Source organism: Nocardioides sp. (genome assembly GCF_050699375.1).
Classification (GTDB): domain Bacteria; phylum Actinomycetota; class Actinomycetes; order Propionibacteriales; family Nocardioidaceae; genus Nocardioides.
In genome coordinates this window covers 1-15,355 of record NZ_JBOHDN010000158.1, presented here as the reverse complement: position 1 = coordinate 15,355, position 15,355 = coordinate 1, and the positions used below count along the sequence as shown (strand labels likewise).

Sequence of the window (15,355 nt, the reverse complement as noted above, 5' to 3'; positions counted from 1 at the left end):
GGCTCGGCGCGTGAGTGATCTCCCGCACCGACTCCGCGACGCCCTCCAGCAGGCCGACTTCTCCTACGACTCCGTGGCCGAGCTGCTCGGGCCGACCGCCCACAGCGCCTTGAGTCGCAACGAGACGCTGCCGGGCCGGAGGCGCACTCACGGGGGCACCCCGCTGGAGACTCTCGTCAGGCTCTTCCTGCTGCAGACGACGGTGCCTCTCGACCAGGCCGAGGCGGCGCTCCCCGGTCTCGTTGACCGACTCGCCGTCGAAGGGATCCTGGAGCAGTCCGTCGGTGAGGTCGCGGCCCGCCTCGACGTACGTCCCTACGCCACCGATCTCACCTCCCTGTGGGTCATCTCCGACCTCACCCCGGGCCTGGACGGAGGACCGCAGCGCGTCGGCAAGGAGCATGTGCTCGGCATCAGCCCCGCCTCCACCTCCCTGGCGCAGCTGACCATTCGTGACCAGGTTGGCACCGCCCTGGACCTCGGCACCGGCTGCGGTGTCCAGGCCCTGCACCTGGCGACCCACAGCGACCGGGTCGTCGCTACCGACATCAATCAACGTGCCCTGTGGATCACCAGGTTCAACGCCGCCCTCAACGACGTCGAGGACCGGGTCGAGGTACGCGACGGGTCGTTCTTCGAGCCCGTGGCAGGCGAGCGCTTCGACCTGATCGCCACCAACCCGCCGTTCGTGATCAGCCCGGCAACCGGCGAGCGCCTCGTCTACCGCGACTCCGGTCTGCCCGGGGACCGGGTGGTCGAGGACATCGTCAAGGCCGCTCCCGGCATGCTCACCGAAGGTGGCTGGTGTCAGATCCTGGGCAACTGGATCATCTCCGAGGAGCAGCCCTGGGACGACCGCCTCGAGGCGTGGCTGAGCGATGAGGTCGATGCCTTCGTGGTTCAGCGTGAGGTGCTCGACCCCGCGGCGTACGTCGAGCTCTGGCTCAAGGACTCCGGCCACCACGGCGCCGAGGACTACTTGACCCGCTACGACACCTGGCTGTCGTGGTTCGAGGAGCAGAAGATCGAGGGCGTCGGATTCGGCTGGATCAACCTGCACCGCACGGACACGGCCAACCCGAAGCGTGAGCTCCTCGAGTGGCCCTACGACGTCGAGCAGCCGATCGCCCCCGCTCTGAAGGCCTGGGGCGAGTCCGCACGGGTCGAGGTCACCGCCGAGTCCACGCTGGTGCTCGCCGAGGACGTCCAGCAGGAGACCCTCGGCCAGCCCGGAGCCGAGGACCCCAGCACCGTCATCCTGCGCCAGCAGCGTGGCCTGCGCCGCGCCCGCCAGGCCGACACGATCGAGGCGGCCTTCGCGGGCGCGTGCGACGGCGACCTGAGCGTCGGCCAGATCCTCGACGCGCTCGCGCAGATCCTCGACCGCGACCCCGCCGTCGTACGCAGCAGCTATCTCCCCATCGCTCAGGAGCTGGTCACCGAGGGGTTCCTCCGTCCCGTGCCAGGAGGGCCTGGTCCCGCAGTCTGATCAGGCGTTTCCGCACGCTCGAGACGAGCAGGTCCGGATAGCCCAGCGGCTCCAGGTCGGGGAGGTCGCGCATGCCCCAGGGGCGCTGCGTCTGCCACGGCCAGAAGCCACGCATCGCGGCCGCGAGCTGCTTTCCGTAGGCGGATGGCATCTTCTTCACCCCCAGCCGCTCCTTGAGCTCGGTCGCGGTGACCAGGCCGCTCGGCCCGGCGAGCCCGTTGGCGCCCAGGACCGTCCACACGATCCCAGCTGTCACCTGGGCCGGCTGTGCCGGCCGGTCCACGACCAGCGGGTCGATCTCCCACAGCCGCAGCAGCGCCCGCCGCAGCGCGAATCCCACCTCTGCGCTCGGGAAGTCGGCGGCGACCTCGTCCAGCAGCGTCGCGACGGCCTCCAGCTGCGTACGTCCCGCGGAGTCCTCGTCGAGCGGTAGGTCCAGGCCGTCCTCGTCCAGGGGCGCGGCCCCCAGCGCCGTGACCGCCTCGTGACCGCCGCACAACGCGGCCAGCCAGTCCAACGCCACCTCGTGGTCGGGCCGTGGCGAGGTCGTCGGTTCCGACGGCCAACGGGGCTGGGTCAGCTCGGCCTCCAGCCGCTCCAGGATCACGTTGGTCCTGGCGAGCAGCTGGGCGCACTCGGAGCACACCAGATGCTCCGGTGGGGTGGCCACGGTGTCCATGTATTCGATGTATTCAGCGTCGATCATCAGCAGAGACCTCTCGAAATCGGTTGGTCTCGCCGTCCTCGAAAGCCACCATACGGACGGGCACCGACAGTTTTCGGACGTGACCGGATGAGACACCGATTTCACGCTCACACTCCCGACCGTGCTAGGTATTGTCCTCGCGGCGCCCAAGGCAACACGCCATGTTGCTGAGGCGACGGTGCCGCTTGAACCGCGGTGACTGGACCCATGCCGGCTGGAGACACGCGCTAACGTGTCTCGCCAGAGCTTGTCAGTGGTGCCAGGCTCTGCTGCAGTGAGATAGGACGTCAGTGGCACACAAGTTGGTGATCGTCGAGTCCCCGGCGAAGGCACAGAAGATCGGTGGCTACCTCGGATCGGGGTATGTCGTCGAGGCATCCGTCGGGCACATCCGCGACCTTCCGCAGAGCGCGGCAGACACCCCGGCGAAGATCAAGGACAAGCCGTGGGGGCGCTTCGGCGTCGATGTCGACAACGGCTTCACTCCCTACTACGTCGTGCCCAGCGACAAGAAGAAGCAGATCTCCAAGCTCAAGTCGCTCCTCAAGGACGCCGACGAGCTCTACCTCGCCACCGATGAGGACCGCGAGGGGGAGGCGATCGCCTGGCACCTTCTCGACGAGCTGAAGCCGAAGAAGGGCATCCCGGTCAAGCGGATGGTCTTCCACGAGATCACCAAGGCCGCGATCCTGGCCGCCGCCGAGAACCCGCGCGAGCTCGACATGGACCTCGTCGAGGCCCAGGAGTCACGCCGCATCCTCGACCGTCTCTACGGCTACGAGATCTCCCCGGTGCTGTGGAAGAAGGTCATGCCCCGGCTGAGCGCCGGGCGGGTCCAGTCGGTCGCGACCAGGCTCGTCGTCGACCGCGAGCGTGAGCGGATCGCCTTCCGGACGGCCTCCTACTGGGACCTCGCCGGCACCTTCGACGCCGGCTCCGACCACGACCCGCGGATGTTCCCGGCCAAGATCACCTCGATCGACGGCAGTCGCGTGGCCCGCGGCACCGACTTCGGTCCCGACGGCCTCATCAAGTCCGACAAGGTCGTCCACCTCGACCGCGGCCGGGCCGAGAGCCTCGTCGCCGGCCTCGAGGGCCAGACCTACGAGGTCCGCTCGGTCGAGTCCAAGCCCTACAAGCGCAGCCCGTACGCCCCCTTCCGCACCACGACGATGCAGCAGGAGGCGAGCCGCAAGCTCGGGATGAGCGCGTCGACGACCATGTCGGTCGCCCAGCGTCTCTACGAGAACGGCTTCATCACCTACATGCGTACCGACTCCACGACCCTGAGCGGGGACGCCATCGGCGCCGCCCGTGCTCAGGTCCGCGAGCTCTACGGTGCCGAGTACCTGCCGGATTCCCCCAGGACGTACGCCTCCAAGGTCAAGAACGCCCAAGAGGCTCACGAGGCCATCCGTCCTGCCGGCGACTCGTTCCGCACCCCGGCGCAGACCGGGCTGACCGGCGAGCAGTTCCGTCTCTACGAGCTCATCTGGATGCGCACCGTCGCCTCCCAGATGAAGGACGCGGTCGGCAACTCGGTCGCCATCCGATTGGGGGCACACGCGACCAGCGGTGAGGACGTGGTCTTCTCCGCGACCGGCCGCGTGATCACCTTCCACGGCTTCCTGAAGGCGTACGTCGAGGGCACCGACTCAGCCGACCAGACCTCCGACGACCAGCAGACCCGGCTCCCGAACCTGGACGAGGGTGACACGGTCAACGCCGCCAGCCTCACCGCGGACGGTCACGAGACCAAGCCGCCGGCCCGCTACACCGAGGCGACCCTGGTCCGCGAGCTCGAGGAGCGCGAGATCGGTCGGCCCTCGACCTACGCGAGCATCATCCAGACGATCATCAACCGTGGCTATGTCTCCAAGAAGGGCACCGCGCTGGTGCCGGCCTGGGTCGCGTTCTCGGTGGTCAGGCTGCTGGAGGAGCACTTCCCTCGGCAGATCGACTACCGGTTCACGGCGGGCATGGAGGAGGTCCTCGACGAGATCGCCAACGGCGCCAAGGACATGACCACCGAGCTCGGCGAGTTCTACTTCGGCTCCGAGCGGATCAAGGGCCTCAAGCCCCTGGTCGACGGCCTCGGCGACATCGACGCCCGCGAGCTGGCCACCTTCCCGGTCGGTGACCCTGACTCCGGGGTCCACCTGCGGGTGGGCCGCTACGGCCCCTACATCGAGGGCCCGGGCGACGACGGCACCCCGTTCGCGGTGCGCGCCAACGTCCCCGACGACCTGCCGCCCGACGAGCTCACCCTGGAGAAGTCCAAGGAGCTCTTCGCCAACCCGGCAGGGGAGGAGCTGATCCTCGGCGCGCACCCCGACACCGGGCTCACCGTCGTCGCCAAGAGCGGCCGCTTCGGTCCGTACGTCACCGAGCAGCTCCCCGAAGACGCGAAGAAGGGCGCCAAGCCTCGCACCGCCAGCCTCTTCAAGTCGATGAGCCTCCAGACCATCACGCTCGAGGACGCCGTCAAGCTGCTGACCCTGCCGCGGGTCGTCGGCACCGGCGCCGACGGCGAGGAGATCACCGCGCAGAACGGCCGCTACGGGCCCTACCTGAAGAAGGGCACCGACTCCCGCACGCTGGGCTCGGAGGACCAGCTGCTCACGATCACGCTGGAGGAAGCCGAGCAGATCTACTCCCAGCCGAAGCAGCGTGGCCGCGCCGCCGCCAAGCCGCCGCTCAAGGAGCTCGGTCCCGATCCGGTCTCCGGTCAGCCGATGGTGGTCAAGGACGGCCGCTTCGGTGCGTACGTGACCGATGGTGAATACAACGCCACCCTCCGCGCGGCCGACGACCTGGAGACCCTGACCGCCGAGCGCGCTGCCGAGCTGCTGGCCGACAAGCGCGCCAAGGGTCCGGCGAAGAAGAGCACCAAGCGGACCACGAAGAAGACCGCCAAGAAGGCCACGAAGAAGGCTCCGGCGAAGAAGTCGACCGCCAAGAAGACGACCAAGAAGGCTGCGGCCAAGAAGTCCTGACCGGTTGTGAAGCTGAGCGTGGCCTATAGACCACTCTCAGCTTCACAACCTGCTGCGGAGGTCCAGCGCCAGCCGGTCGCGTTCGGTCTCGGGCAGCCACCGGGTCTCGTCGTTGGTCATGTAGCCGAACACGTTCGGGCCCTTGAGGCTCGCCGGCTGGTCAGCCATCCGTGGCACCAGGTGCACGTGAAGATGTTCGAAGCCTTCGGTTTCGGAGAACTGCATGACGTACGTCTTCACGCACCCTGTCACCGCTCGCAGTGCCGCGGACAGCGACCCGAGCAGCGTGCCGAGCTCGACCTGCGCTTCGGCGGGCAGTTCGTCGAGAGCGGTGACGTGCTGGGTCGGCGCGAGAACCAACCAGCCGGGGAGCGTGACGTTGAAGGCGTGCCCCGCCCGCCAGTGCTGCGTACGGACGATCGACTCGCGCGGCGGCAGCGACTCGAGGGCGCTGTTGCGGCAGTTGTAGCAGTCCACCGCGGCAACCTAGCCGAACAGGAAGCCCCGCCGTCCAAGGCGCAGGTCGAGCGGGCGAAATTTTTCGCCCGCTCGGGACCTACCCCGTCGCGCCGAGCGACCCCGCGACCTCGTCGTAGTCCAGCCGGTCGGCAGCGATGTAGAACAGCCTCGCGCCCGGAGCGACGGGTAGGTCCCAGGACGGGCTGACCTGGATGCCGTCGACGGTCCGCACGGCCAGCAGGGTGGCGCCGTGGGAGCGGCCGAGAGCGGACTGCCAGGCTCCAGCGGTCCCAGAGGGAGCACCGGCGGGAACGGTGAGCGAATAGGTGCCCATGCCGCCGGCGGTGGCGAGCTCCTGGTAGACCTCCGCGATCCCAGGATCGCTGAGCTCCTCCGCGATCAGCTGGGTGTTGTGCCACTGGACGCAGTGGACGGTGGCGTCGACGCGGAAGATCGTCCGTTGCACCCGAAGATCCCGCAGCGCCACGATCGTGTGCACCGTGGGAGCGGCCGCGTTGGCCGCGACGGTGAGGGTGACGGCCTCGTTGTCGTCACGCGCGTCGATCAGCACGCTGTGCGCACCGGAGAGTCCGGTACGGGCGAGCGCCGAGAGATCGGTGAGGTCGCCGCGTACGAAATGAAGACGGTCCTCCCCGGCCAGCGGGTGCTCGGTGAGCTGATCCTCCCAGGTCGCCAGGACGACCTCCCGCTCGGGCTCGGAGAGCAGCTCGGCCAAGATCCGCTCGGTGCGCCCGGCGGTGTAGCCGAGCAGCACGATGTGGTTTCGTCCGCTGAAAGTGATCTCTCCACGCATGCGGCGTCCTTTGGCGTTCTCGATGATTGCCGAGATCCGGCTGAACAAGATGGCGAGGGTGGTGATGGAGCCGAAGACGACGTACGCCCCGACGAGCCGCCCTCCGGTGGTCTCGGGAAAGAAGTCCCCGTAGCCGACCGTGGTCGCGGTGACCAGGAACCACCACCAGTAGTTGGCCGGATGCACGATGTCGCTGCCTGGCTGGGCGAGCGTCATCGCGATCCAGCCGGTGACGAAGACGAAGCAGATGATCGCGAGGGGGAGCACCCACGCGGAGTGCTGTGAGGTGCGGCGGACCAGTCGGAGCAGGAAGAACATCAGTAGCCGACCCAGCCTTTCCGGGCGTACTCCAGGATCGCCGGATCCAGCAGGGTGGTGACCGAGGTCGGGCGCTCGGCGCGGTCCGGCGGGAACGACGAGGCCGCGGCGAGCACGGTGTCGCTGGCATAGCGCAGCCCGCCCGGCACCTCGTCGTCGAGCCCCAGCTCAGGAGCCGAGGACCCGCGGGAGGCGAGGACGTAGCCCCAGTTGCCGAAGGAAGGTACGTCGGCCTGGTAGGGCGTGGTCCGGTAGCCGGCCTCGGTGAGCGTGTGCCGCACCGACCAGAACGCGTCCGGCGCGAAGAAGGGGCTGCCCGACTGCACCACCATCCGTCCGTCAGGAGCGAGCAGCCTGCCGATCATGCTGTAGTTCTCGACCGAGTAGAGCTTGGCCAGCGCGGTCGAGTCCGGGTCGGGGAAGTCGGCGATCACCACGTCGAAGGGCGCCCCCGCGTAGTCCCGAACCCACGAGAACGCGTCGTCGGCGACGTACGTCAGCCGGGGGTCCTCCAGAGAGCCTGCGGTCAGTGAGGAGACCGGCTCGAAGGAACGCGCCAGCGACACCACCTCGGGGTCGAGATCGACCAGGGTCACCGACGACGCCGACCGATAGCGCAGCACCTCCCGCGCCGCGAGCCCGTCGCCGCCGCCCAGGATCAGCACCCGCTGGTGGGGCCCGTTCATCGCCGGGTGGACGAGCATCTCGTGGTAGCGGTACTCGTCCAGCGAGGAGAACTGCAGGTCACCGTCGAGAAAGAGACGTACGTCGTCGAACTCCGGCCCGACCGGAGCGCCTCGTGTCACCACGATCTCCTGATAGTCCGAGCGCTGGGAGTGGATGATCGGGTCGCGGTAGAGCGCCTGCCGGGCGTTGAGCTCGAAGGAGTCGGCCAGCACCGCGGTCGTGCCGAGGGCGACGGCGAGCGCCCCGCAGATCGCGGTGACGAGCCCGCGCCGCCGACGCGTCCCGGCCAGCGCCACCCCGACCGTCCACGCGGCGAGCACGTTCAGCGCCGCGGTGGCCACGGTCCCCACCAGCAGCCCCAGCGTCGGCAGCAGCACGAACGGGAAGGCCAGCCCGCCGATGAGCGCGCCCACGTAGTCGACCGCGTTGATGTCGGCGACCGCGAGCGAGGCCTGCTGGCGCCGCAGCCGCTGCAGCAGCTCCATCAGCAGCGGGATCTCGGCGCCCACCAGCGCGCCGATCAGGAACGTCACCACCAGCATCATCGGCGTGTAGAGATGCAGCCACGCGAACCCCGCATAGAGCGCCGGCACCGAAGCGCCGCCGACCGCGGCGAGCGCGATCTCCACACCGACGAACGCGCGCAGCGGCCGCGCGGTGAGCGGCTTGGCGAGCACGGCGCCGATGCCCATCGCGAACATCGACACCGCGATCACCAGGGAGGTCTGCGCGATCGAGTTGCCGAGCAGATAGCTCCCCAGCGTCACCAGCGCGAGCTCATAGACGAGCCCGCACGCGGCGCAGACGAACACCGCCGCGAGGACGAGCAGCCGAGCCGCTCGTCCCTCGGGCATGGCGGTCAGCGCAGGCAGCGAAGGGAGCGGGATGCTCACGTGATCGAGGCCGCCACGATCACGCCCACGGCCAGCTGCACCGCGACCGTGACCCAGATCGCCGGGTCGTCCTTGTCATCGGTCATCAGCTCACCGAGCCGCCCCGGGGTGATCAGGTCGAGCACCACGAACGCGACCGCCAGCAGGACGATCCCGATGAGGCCGTACGCAGCGGTCTCGGCGAGCCCCTGGAGCGTGTCCGCCTCCGCGGTGTAGATCGAGGTGGCCACGATCGTCGCGATCGCGACGACCGAGGAGCCGAGCAGCAGCGCCGGGTCGCGGCGGTGCTCGACGAAGATCAGCTGCCCTAGCTTGCCCGGGGTGAGCAGGTCGATCACATAGAAGCCGACCACCAGCAGGACCAGCCCGAGGGCGGCGAAGGCGACGGTGGACAGCAGTCCGCTCAAAATGTCAGTCATCGGTTCATCTCCAGTCTGAGGTGGTCACTTGCCGGATCCGCTGCCGCCGCCGCGGAAGGATCCGCCGCTGCTGCCGCCGCCGCTGTTGCGGTTGTAGTAGCTGTTCCAGCCCCACAGCCCGATCACGGTGGCGTGGTGGTTGTAGCCGCGGTCGTACTCGTAGAAGGTGATCGTCGATCCCGAGGGCGTACGCGGCTCGACGACGACCAGCCAGTCGTCGTCGTAGCGCAGATACTGGTTGGATCCCTCGGCGCGGTTCTCGTCGGCGTCGGAGCCGCTCGCGATCTTGCTGGCGACCGCTGTCACCGTGCCGTCGTCCTCGAAGACGATCCCGGCGTCGCTGTCGGGGTCGGAGCCGCTCACGTGGTCGAAGTTGTCGCGCAGATACTTCTCGGGGCTGTTCCCGCCGCCGCCGGAGACGGCGATGGCGATGACGATGGCGAGCGCGACGCACGCCGCGACGATCGCCCACCCGATCAGCTTGCGGTTCGGGTTGCCTCCCGAGTCGTTGGGTTCAGACACGTGCGACCTCCTCGGGCCGGTAGCTGGTGGTGGTGGCGACGATCTCGCCGGTCTGTGGGTAGGTGTGCCAGGTGCGCCACGCGATCTCCCCGTCGCTGACCCCGTCCAGGGTCAGCGCGGTCACCGCGTGCGGGTCGCCCGGGAAGTGGGCGACAACGGCGTCCGTACGCCCGCTCAACCGCTCCACGAGCCCCGATGCCCGCTCGGCGAGCTCGTCGGGTCCCACCGAGGCGACGTGCGAGCCGAGGCGGTAGCCGCCCGCCGAATGTGCTCCGGGAAGGGGCGAGGCATCGGAGATCCCGCACGCGATCGTCTCGTGCAGGAGCGGACGGCCGTGGCGGCGTACGACGACCTGGTGGCTGGCGCCCAGGACGCTCAACGTGACCGTGAGACCGTCCTCGAGCGAGATCGTCCGCGAGGCCAACGGAGTGCACGGCACCGGATCGAGCGTCCAGTGCAGGGTGTCACCCCGTACGTCCGCGAACGGGACGTCCAGAAGGGTCACTCGTCGTCCAGGGTCGCGGGACGGTCGGTGGAGGGGTAGACGGTCAGCTCGAACGGCTGCAGCACCTCACCGAGGGAGGGCTCCCAGTTGCTGCCCCACTTCTCGAAGCCGAGGAGCTTGCCGTCGACCGACTTGTAGTCGGCGTAGTCGGCCGACCCGGACGGCGCCGTCCCGGTCGCGCCGGTGGCGGTGAAGGCCGCGGTGCCCTTCTCCTGGAGCCGGTAGGCGACGCCGCCGACGATGACATCCCGGTCACCGACGGCGCCCTGCTCGATGTCGCCGAGCGGGATCGCGTGCCACAGCGAGACCTCGAAGCTCTCGTCGTCCTCGATCGAGAGCCACTTCTTGCCCTCGGCGTCGTCGAGCATGTGCTCGGTCCAGCGGTAGCCGTGCTCGTCGAAGTCGATCCGTCCACGGACGAACCAGTTGTGGCCGAGGTATTCGACGACGTCCCCGTTGCGCACCTGGCGCAGCTGGTCGGAGGCGTGCTTGTGCTGGTCGCCGATGAAGTCGTCGGGTTCCTGCTGCTGCGTCGTCGGCTGCTGCCTGCTCCTCCAGATCAGATAGGCCGCTACCGCGAGCGCGGCCAGCAGCAGGACGATCAGGACGTAGATCACCGGTGACTCCTTCGGATCAGGTTCGGACGCCCGAACCTTAGCCTGCGATGTGGTGTTCGGCAGCCTCAATCGCGGTGGGCCCGGGCGGCGTACGTCTGGCTTGTCGGTGCCACCCCGTAGGTTTGGCTCGTGAGGTTTCCGGGTGTCTACGCAGAGCGCGGTGTCTTCGTCTGTTTCGAGGGCGGCGAGGGATCGGGCAAGTCGACCCAGTCGCGGCTGCTCCACGAGGCGCTGACCGCCCGCGGCCACCAGGTGCTGCTGACCTTCGAGCCGGGGGACACGGCCGTAGGAAAGGACGTACGCCGCATCGTGCTGTCCCCGGAGACCGGCGACCTCGACGACCGGACCGAGGCGCTCCTGTTCGCTGCCGACAAGGCCGAGCACATCGAGTCGATGGTCCGCCCGGCGCTGGAGCGGGGCGAGGTGGTCATCACCGACCGCTACGTCGACTCGATGCTGGCCTACCAGGGCGCGGGCCGCGTGCTGGATGCCGCCCAGCTCGAGGAGGTCGCCCGCTGGGCGACTGCCGACCTGCGTCCCCACCTGACCGTGCTGCTCGACCTGGATCCGACGGCAGGGTTCACGCGGTTCGAGGAGCGCGATCGTATGGAGCAGGAGTCGGTGGAGTTCCATCAGCGTGTGCGTGAGGCCTTCGTCGAGCTGGCCAAACGCAACCCCGATCACTACCTCGTCCTCGACGCGCGGGCGCCGATGGACGAGGTCCACGCGGCGGTCCTGGCGCGCCTCGAGCCCATGCTCACTCAGGCGGTGACGGCATGAACGTGGTCACCGCGTCCGTCTGGGACAACCTCGTCGGCCAGCGCCACATCATCTCCACGCTGCAGACCGCCGCCGGCGGCCACGGCATGACCCAGAGCTGGCTCTTCACCGGCCCGCCGGGCTCGGGGAGGTCCAACGCCGCGATCGCCTTCGCCGCCGCGCTGCAGTGCCCGAACGGTGGCTGCGGCCGGTGCCACGAGTGCCACACTGTGCTCGCCGGCAGCCATGCCGACGTCAACCTGGTCCGCACCGAGAAGCTGACCCTCGGGGTCGACGAGATCCGGGACCTCGTCCGCCAGTCGGCGCTGTCCCCGGCCGGAAGACGCTGGCAGATCCTGATCATCGAGGACGCCGACCGGCTCACCGAGCAGGCCAACAACGCCCTGCTCAAGGCGGTCGAGGAGCCCGGGGCGCGCACCGTCTGGATGCTCTGCGCGCCGACCGTCGAGGACGTGCTCCCCACGATCCGGTCGCGGTGCCGGCTGGTCACGCTGAGCACCCCGACCGCACCCGATGTGACGGCCTTCCTGCAACGTACGCTCGGCGTGGACGAGGCCCGTGCGGCCTACGCGGCGCGCGCGAGCCAGGGCCACATCGGCCGGGCCAAGGCGCTCGCCCGAGACGACGACACCCGGCGCCGCCGCGAGCAGGTCGTCACCTACCCGACCCGGTTGAGCACCCTCGCCGACGCGCTCCGAGCCGCCGGGGAGCTGGCCGCGGTGTCGAAGGAGGAGGCCGACGCGGTCACCGCGGAGCTCGACGCCCGGGAGAAGGCCGACCTCGATGCCGGCTACGGCGTCGTCGATCGAGGTCGCCGGCCTCGTGAGTACGGCCCCGCGCTGTCCGCTCTCGAGAAGGACCAGAAGCGCCGGGCGACCCGGCGCCACCGCGACGTGATCGACCGGGGGCTGATGGACCTGGTCTCGATCTACCGCGACGCGATCACCCTCGCCGCCGGTGCCCCGGTGACGCTCGTCAACGAGGAGCACCGGGCCGAGATCTCCCGGCTCGCCGAGGCGACGACCCCAGAGGGCAACCTGCAGCGCATCGCGGCCGTCTTCGAGGCCCGCGAGCAGCTGCTGGAGTTCAACGTGCAGCCCCAGTTGGTGCTGGAAGCCATGATGGTGGCGCTGTTGCCGCCCGGAGGAGATCAGTGAAACTCAAAGCAGTGACCGGCGCCGCCGCGCTGACCGCTCTGACCGTGATCACCGCAGGCTGTGGTGCCGGTGGAGGCACCCCCGACGCCGACCAGGTGAGTCCGAGCGCGAAGGCGACCGCCGCTCCGGCCGAGGGCCTGCAGCCCTTCTACAGCCAGAAGCTGGCCTGGAAGGACTGCAACGGCGCCTTCGAGTGCGCGACCCTGGAGGTCCCGCTCGACTACGCCGACCCCACCGGCCGTTCCATCGACATCGCGGTCATCAAGGACCCGGCCAACGAGGAGAAGATCGGCTCGCTGGCGATCAACCCGGGCGGCCCGGGTGGCTCCGGCATCGAGTACGCGCTCTACAACAACCAGTCTTTCAGCCCCACGGTCCGAGACTCCTACGACATCGTCGGCTTCGATCCTCGTGGCGTCGGGCAGAGCACACCGGTCGACTGTCTCGGCGACGAGGCGCTGGACGCGTACGTCGCGGTGGACCCCGACCCGGACACCGCCGCCGAGGAGAAGGCGTACTCGAAGACCGGCACCGACATGGCCAACGGCTGCGCCGCCCAGAAGGACGGCATCTCCGCACACGTCAGCACCGTCGAGGCGGCCCGCGACATGGACGTGCTCCGGGCGGCGCTCGGCGAGGACCAGCTCGACTACTTCGGTGCCTCCTACGGGACGCAGCTCGGGTCGACGTACGCCGAGCTCTACCCCGACCGCGTCGGCCGCTTCGTCCTCGACGGCGCGATCGCGCCGGGGCTGAGCGTGCTCGAGTCCAACCTGGCCCAGGCGAAGGGCTTCGAGGTCGCGCTCCGCTCCTATGTCGAGAACTGCGTCGACAAGGGCAGCTGCTTCCTCGGCGACACCGTCGACGACGGCGTCGAGCGCGTCCAGAAGCTGATGGAGGAGATCGACGCCGAGCCGCTGCCCGCCGGAAAGCGCGAGCTGACCTCGGGCAACGCGCTCTACGGCCTGATCACGCCGCTGTACGTCGAGTCCTACTGGCCCTACCTCACCGACGCGCTCGAGGCCGCGCTGAAGGGTGACGGCACCCAGCTGATGAGCCTCTCGGACAACTACGCCGGCCGCGACCCCGAAGGCGGCTATCTGAACAACACGATGGAAGCCAACTGGGCGATCAACTGCCTCGACGACTCCTCCGGTCTCACTCCGGCCGAGGTGCGCAAGCAGCTGCCCGCCTTCGAAGAGGAGGCTCCCACCTTCGGTGCGGCGCTGGCCTGGATGCTCAACGGCTGCGCCGGGGAGAAGTTCAAGGCCAGCGAACCCGAGCCCGAGATCGACGCCGAGGGTTCCAACCCGATCGTCGTCGTCGGCACCACCCGCGACCCGGCGACCCCCTACGAGTGGGCCGAGAAGCTCGCCAAGGCCCTCGACGCCGGCGTACTCGTCTCCCGCGACGGCGACGGCCACACCGGCTACATGCAGGGCAACGACTGTGTCGACGACGCCATCAACGACTACCTGGTCGACGGCAAGGTCCCCGACGACGGCCTGGAGTGCTGACCCCAGCCGAGAAGTCACTCCCGCAGGTCGAGACGTCACGTACGTAGGCCGAGAAGTCACTTCTGCAGGCCGAGAAGTCACCGCGGTGCCAACTCGGCCTGCACACGTGACCCTTCGGCCTGCACACGTGACGCCTCGGCCTGCAGGAGTGACGCCTCGGCGCGGGGTGGGTCAGCGCGGGTGGACGGGGTCGGTGATGGCCTGGATCCGTTTGGTCGCCAGCTCGATCATCAGGGTCGCGGCGGGGGAGAGGGTGGCGTCGGTGCGGTGGACGATGGCGAAGGTGTCGTACGTCCGGGGCCGCAGCGACACCCACCCGGCCTTGGGTGCCAGCCGGGGGAGGAGCTGCTCGGCGGCTCCCCGGGGGATGACGCTGTCGGCGTACCCCATCCCCACCAGCTCGACCGCCGTCTCGAGGTCCTCGACCTCGATGCGGCTCGGTGGGTTGCGGCCGGTCTCGTGGAGCAGGTTGCGCAGCGTGGTGCGGGTGGCGTCCTCCGAGCTCCAGGTCGTGTCGGCCATGACCAGCGTGGCCAGCGAGAGCCGGTGTGGGGTGACCGGCGTGGCCAGGTGCGCGGGGTCCGCCGAGATGTAGACGAGCTCGTCGCGAGCGACGGGACTGATCTTCAGCCCCTCACCGGAGACGCTGCCGACCGAGAGCATCGCCGCCTCGAGGCGTCCGCGCCGCAGATCGTCCTGGACCTCGGCCGAGTTCTGCCCGACCAGCTCGACGCGTACGCCCGGATAGCGGTCGAGCACGTCGGCCACCAGCCCGGCACCGCCGTAGAGCCGCGCGATCCCGAACATCCCGAACCGGATGGTTCCGGTCTCGAACTGTTTGACCGCCTGCACGGCCTTGCGCGCGTCCTCGGCCGCCGCGACCGTACGCTCCGCGTGCGGCCTCAGCTCGTCGGCCACCCCGGTCGGCACCACCCCGCGCCCGACCCGGCGAAAAAGCTGGACGCCGAGCGTACGCTCGAGGCCTCTGACCTGCTCGGAGATCGACGGTTGCGCATAACCGAGCTCCTCGGCGGCTGCGGTCAGCGAGCCATGCTCGTAGACCGCGAGGAACACCCGGAGCTGGTGCAGCGACAACATAGAGACATCCTATGTCTTTCCAAGGAAAGATCGTCTACCTCTATGGCTCACCTGTCGTCATCATTGAATCACCACCACTGCGTCCGCAGCCGGTGGCAGTTCCATGTTCATAGGGGAGTAGAGCAGCAATGAAGCACGGCGTTCGCCGCCTGGGCCGCCTCATCGGCAAGGGTAAGCCCACTCGCATGACCATCGACGAGCACGTCGAGGCGCACCGTTTTAGTGTCGAGCGCGCAGTCTCGGTACACTCGTCCGGTCCGCTCAACCAGAGCCGCTTCATGCGGTAACGGTGACGGTACGCCGCCTTAGCTCAGTCGGCAGAGCGTCTCACTCGTAATGAGAAGGTCGTCGGTTCGATTCCGACAGGCGGCTCCGACA

14 protein-coding genes and 1 tRNA gene are annotated in these 15,355 nt (G+C 68.9%); 6 read left to right on the top strand and 9 right to left on the bottom strand.

The window, feature by feature from the left end:
- Positions 1 to 10: 10 nt before the first annotated feature.
- Positions 11 to 1,489: a DUF7059 domain-containing protein gene (locus ACRDPS_RS11665; protein WP_431501802.1), complete on the top strand. Its 1,479-nt coding sequence runs from the start codon at positions 11 to 13 to the stop codon at positions 1,487 to 1,489.
- Here ACRDPS_RS11665 and ACRDPS_RS11660 read toward each other — a convergent pair.
- Entirely contained in the window at positions 1,437 to 2,195 is a 759-nt protein-coding gene (locus ACRDPS_RS11660; RefSeq protein WP_431501801.1) for a hypothetical protein, read from the bottom strand. The genes ACRDPS_RS11665 and ACRDPS_RS11660 overlap by 53 nt on opposite strands.
- Positions 2,196 to 2,485: 290 nt before the next feature.
- Between ACRDPS_RS11660 and topA the strand changes: the two genes are divergently transcribed.
- Positions 2,486 to 5,191 carry a type I DNA topoisomerase gene (gene topA, locus ACRDPS_RS11655; RefSeq protein ID WP_431501800.1) on the top strand — a complete coding sequence of 902 codons (2,706 nt, stop codon included), beginning with the start codon at positions 2,486 to 2,488 and terminating at the stop codon, positions 5,189 to 5,191.
- Between the two features lie 42 nt (positions 5,192 to 5,233).
- On the opposite strand, the gene ACRDPS_RS11650 is transcribed toward topA, so the two are convergent.
- The 7 genes from ACRDPS_RS11650 to ACRDPS_RS11620 all read right to left on the bottom strand — a co-directional run bounded on the left by ACRDPS_RS11650 (position 5,234) and on the right by ACRDPS_RS11620 (position 10,425).
- Entirely contained in the window at positions 5,234 to 5,668 is a 435-nt protein-coding gene (locus ACRDPS_RS11650) for an HIT family protein (protein ID WP_431501799.1), read from the bottom strand.
- 79 nt (positions 5,669 to 5,747) lie between these two features.
- The gene (locus tag ACRDPS_RS11645; protein WP_431501798.1) at positions 5,748 to 6,782 is read right to left on the bottom strand and encodes an ion channel; all 1,035 of its coding nucleotides are present in this window, start codon (positions 6,780 to 6,782) and stop codon (positions 5,748 to 5,750) included.
- Positions 6,782 to 8,362: a polyamine aminopropyltransferase gene (locus tag ACRDPS_RS11640; protein WP_431501797.1), complete on the bottom strand. Its 1,581-nt coding sequence runs from the start codon at positions 8,360 to 8,362 to the stop codon at positions 6,782 to 6,784. Before ACRDPS_RS11640 ends, ACRDPS_RS11645 begins: the two co-directional genes overlap by 1 nt.
- The gene (locus ACRDPS_RS11635) at positions 8,359 to 8,781 is read right to left on the bottom strand and encodes a DUF350 domain-containing protein (RefSeq protein ID WP_431501796.1); all 423 of its coding nucleotides are present in this window, start codon (positions 8,779 to 8,781) and stop codon (positions 8,359 to 8,361) included. The genes ACRDPS_RS11640 and ACRDPS_RS11635 overlap by 4 nt, the downstream gene beginning before the upstream one ends.
- Positions 8,782 to 8,805: 24 nt before the next feature.
- Positions 8,806 to 9,303 carry a DUF4247 domain-containing protein gene (locus ACRDPS_RS11630; protein ID WP_431501795.1) on the bottom strand — a complete coding sequence of 166 codons (498 nt, stop codon included), beginning with the start codon at positions 9,301 to 9,303 and terminating at the stop codon, positions 8,806 to 8,808.
- Entirely contained in the window at positions 9,296 to 9,808 is a 513-nt protein-coding gene (locus tag ACRDPS_RS11625; protein ID WP_431501794.1) for a DUF2617 family protein, read from the bottom strand. Before ACRDPS_RS11625 ends, ACRDPS_RS11630 begins: the two co-directional genes overlap by 8 nt.
- On the bottom strand, positions 9,805 to 10,425 hold the full coding sequence (locus ACRDPS_RS11620; protein WP_431501793.1) for a DUF4178 domain-containing protein: 621 nt from the start codon (positions 10,423 to 10,425) through the stop codon (positions 9,805 to 9,807). The genes ACRDPS_RS11625 and ACRDPS_RS11620 overlap by 4 nt, the downstream gene beginning before the upstream one ends.
- A 129-nt stretch (positions 10,426 to 10,554) precedes the next feature.
- Here ACRDPS_RS11620 and tmk point away from each other — a divergent pair, with 129 nt between their 5' ends.
- Genes tmk through ACRDPS_RS11605 form a run of 3 tightly spaced genes read left to right on the top strand, consistent with a single transcriptional unit; the run spans position 10,555 to position 13,879 of the window.
- Positions 10,555 to 11,205 carry a dTMP kinase gene (gene tmk, locus ACRDPS_RS11615; RefSeq protein WP_431501792.1) on the top strand — a complete coding sequence of 217 codons (651 nt, stop codon included), beginning with the start codon at positions 10,555 to 10,557 and terminating at the stop codon, positions 11,203 to 11,205.
- A complete protein-coding gene (locus tag ACRDPS_RS11610) occupies positions 11,202 to 12,362 on the top strand; it encodes a DNA polymerase III subunit delta' (RefSeq protein ID WP_431501791.1) in 1,161 nt (386 codons plus the stop codon). The genes tmk and ACRDPS_RS11610 overlap by 4 nt, the downstream gene beginning before the upstream one ends.
- Positions 12,359 to 13,879, top strand: coding sequence for an alpha/beta hydrolase (locus ACRDPS_RS11605; RefSeq protein ID WP_431501790.1), 1,521 nt, complete (start codon positions 12,359 to 12,361; stop codon positions 13,877 to 13,879). Before ACRDPS_RS11610 ends, ACRDPS_RS11605 begins: the two co-directional genes overlap by 4 nt.
- A 171-nt stretch (positions 13,880 to 14,050) precedes the next feature.
- Here ACRDPS_RS11605 and ACRDPS_RS11600 read toward each other — a convergent pair whose 3' ends face one another.
- A complete protein-coding gene (locus ACRDPS_RS11600; RefSeq protein ID WP_431501789.1) occupies positions 14,051 to 14,977 on the bottom strand; it encodes a LysR family transcriptional regulator in 927 nt (308 codons plus the stop codon).
- Between the two features lie 299 nt (positions 14,978 to 15,276).
- Between ACRDPS_RS11600 and ACRDPS_RS11595 the strand changes: the two genes are divergently transcribed.
- Positions 15,277 to 15,349: transfer RNA gene (locus ACRDPS_RS11595), tRNA-Thr, on the top strand.
- The last annotated feature ends 6 nt before the right edge of the window (positions 15,350 to 15,355 follow it).

Bases quoted from the DNA above. Each gene is read 5' to 3' on its own strand.
- ACRDPS_RS11660 (WP_431501801.1), bottom strand. From the start codon at position 2,195: ATGATCGACGCTGAATACATCGAATACATGGACACCGTGGCCACCCCA.
- ACRDPS_RS11645 (WP_431501798.1), bottom strand. From the start codon at position 6,782: ATGTTCTTCCTGCTCCGACTGGTCCGCCGCACCTCACAGCACTCCGCG.
- ACRDPS_RS11635 (WP_431501796.1), bottom strand. From the start codon at position 8,781: ATGACTGACATTTTGAGCGGACTGCTGTCCACCGTCGCCTTCGCCGCC.
- ACRDPS_RS11610 (WP_431501791.1), top strand. From the start codon at position 11,202: ATGAACGTGGTCACCGCGTCCGTCTGGGACAACCTCGTCGGCCAGCGC.
- ACRDPS_RS11600 (WP_431501789.1), bottom strand. From the start codon at position 14,977: ATGTTGTCGCTGCACCAGCTCCGGGTGTTCCTCGCGGTCTACGAGCAT.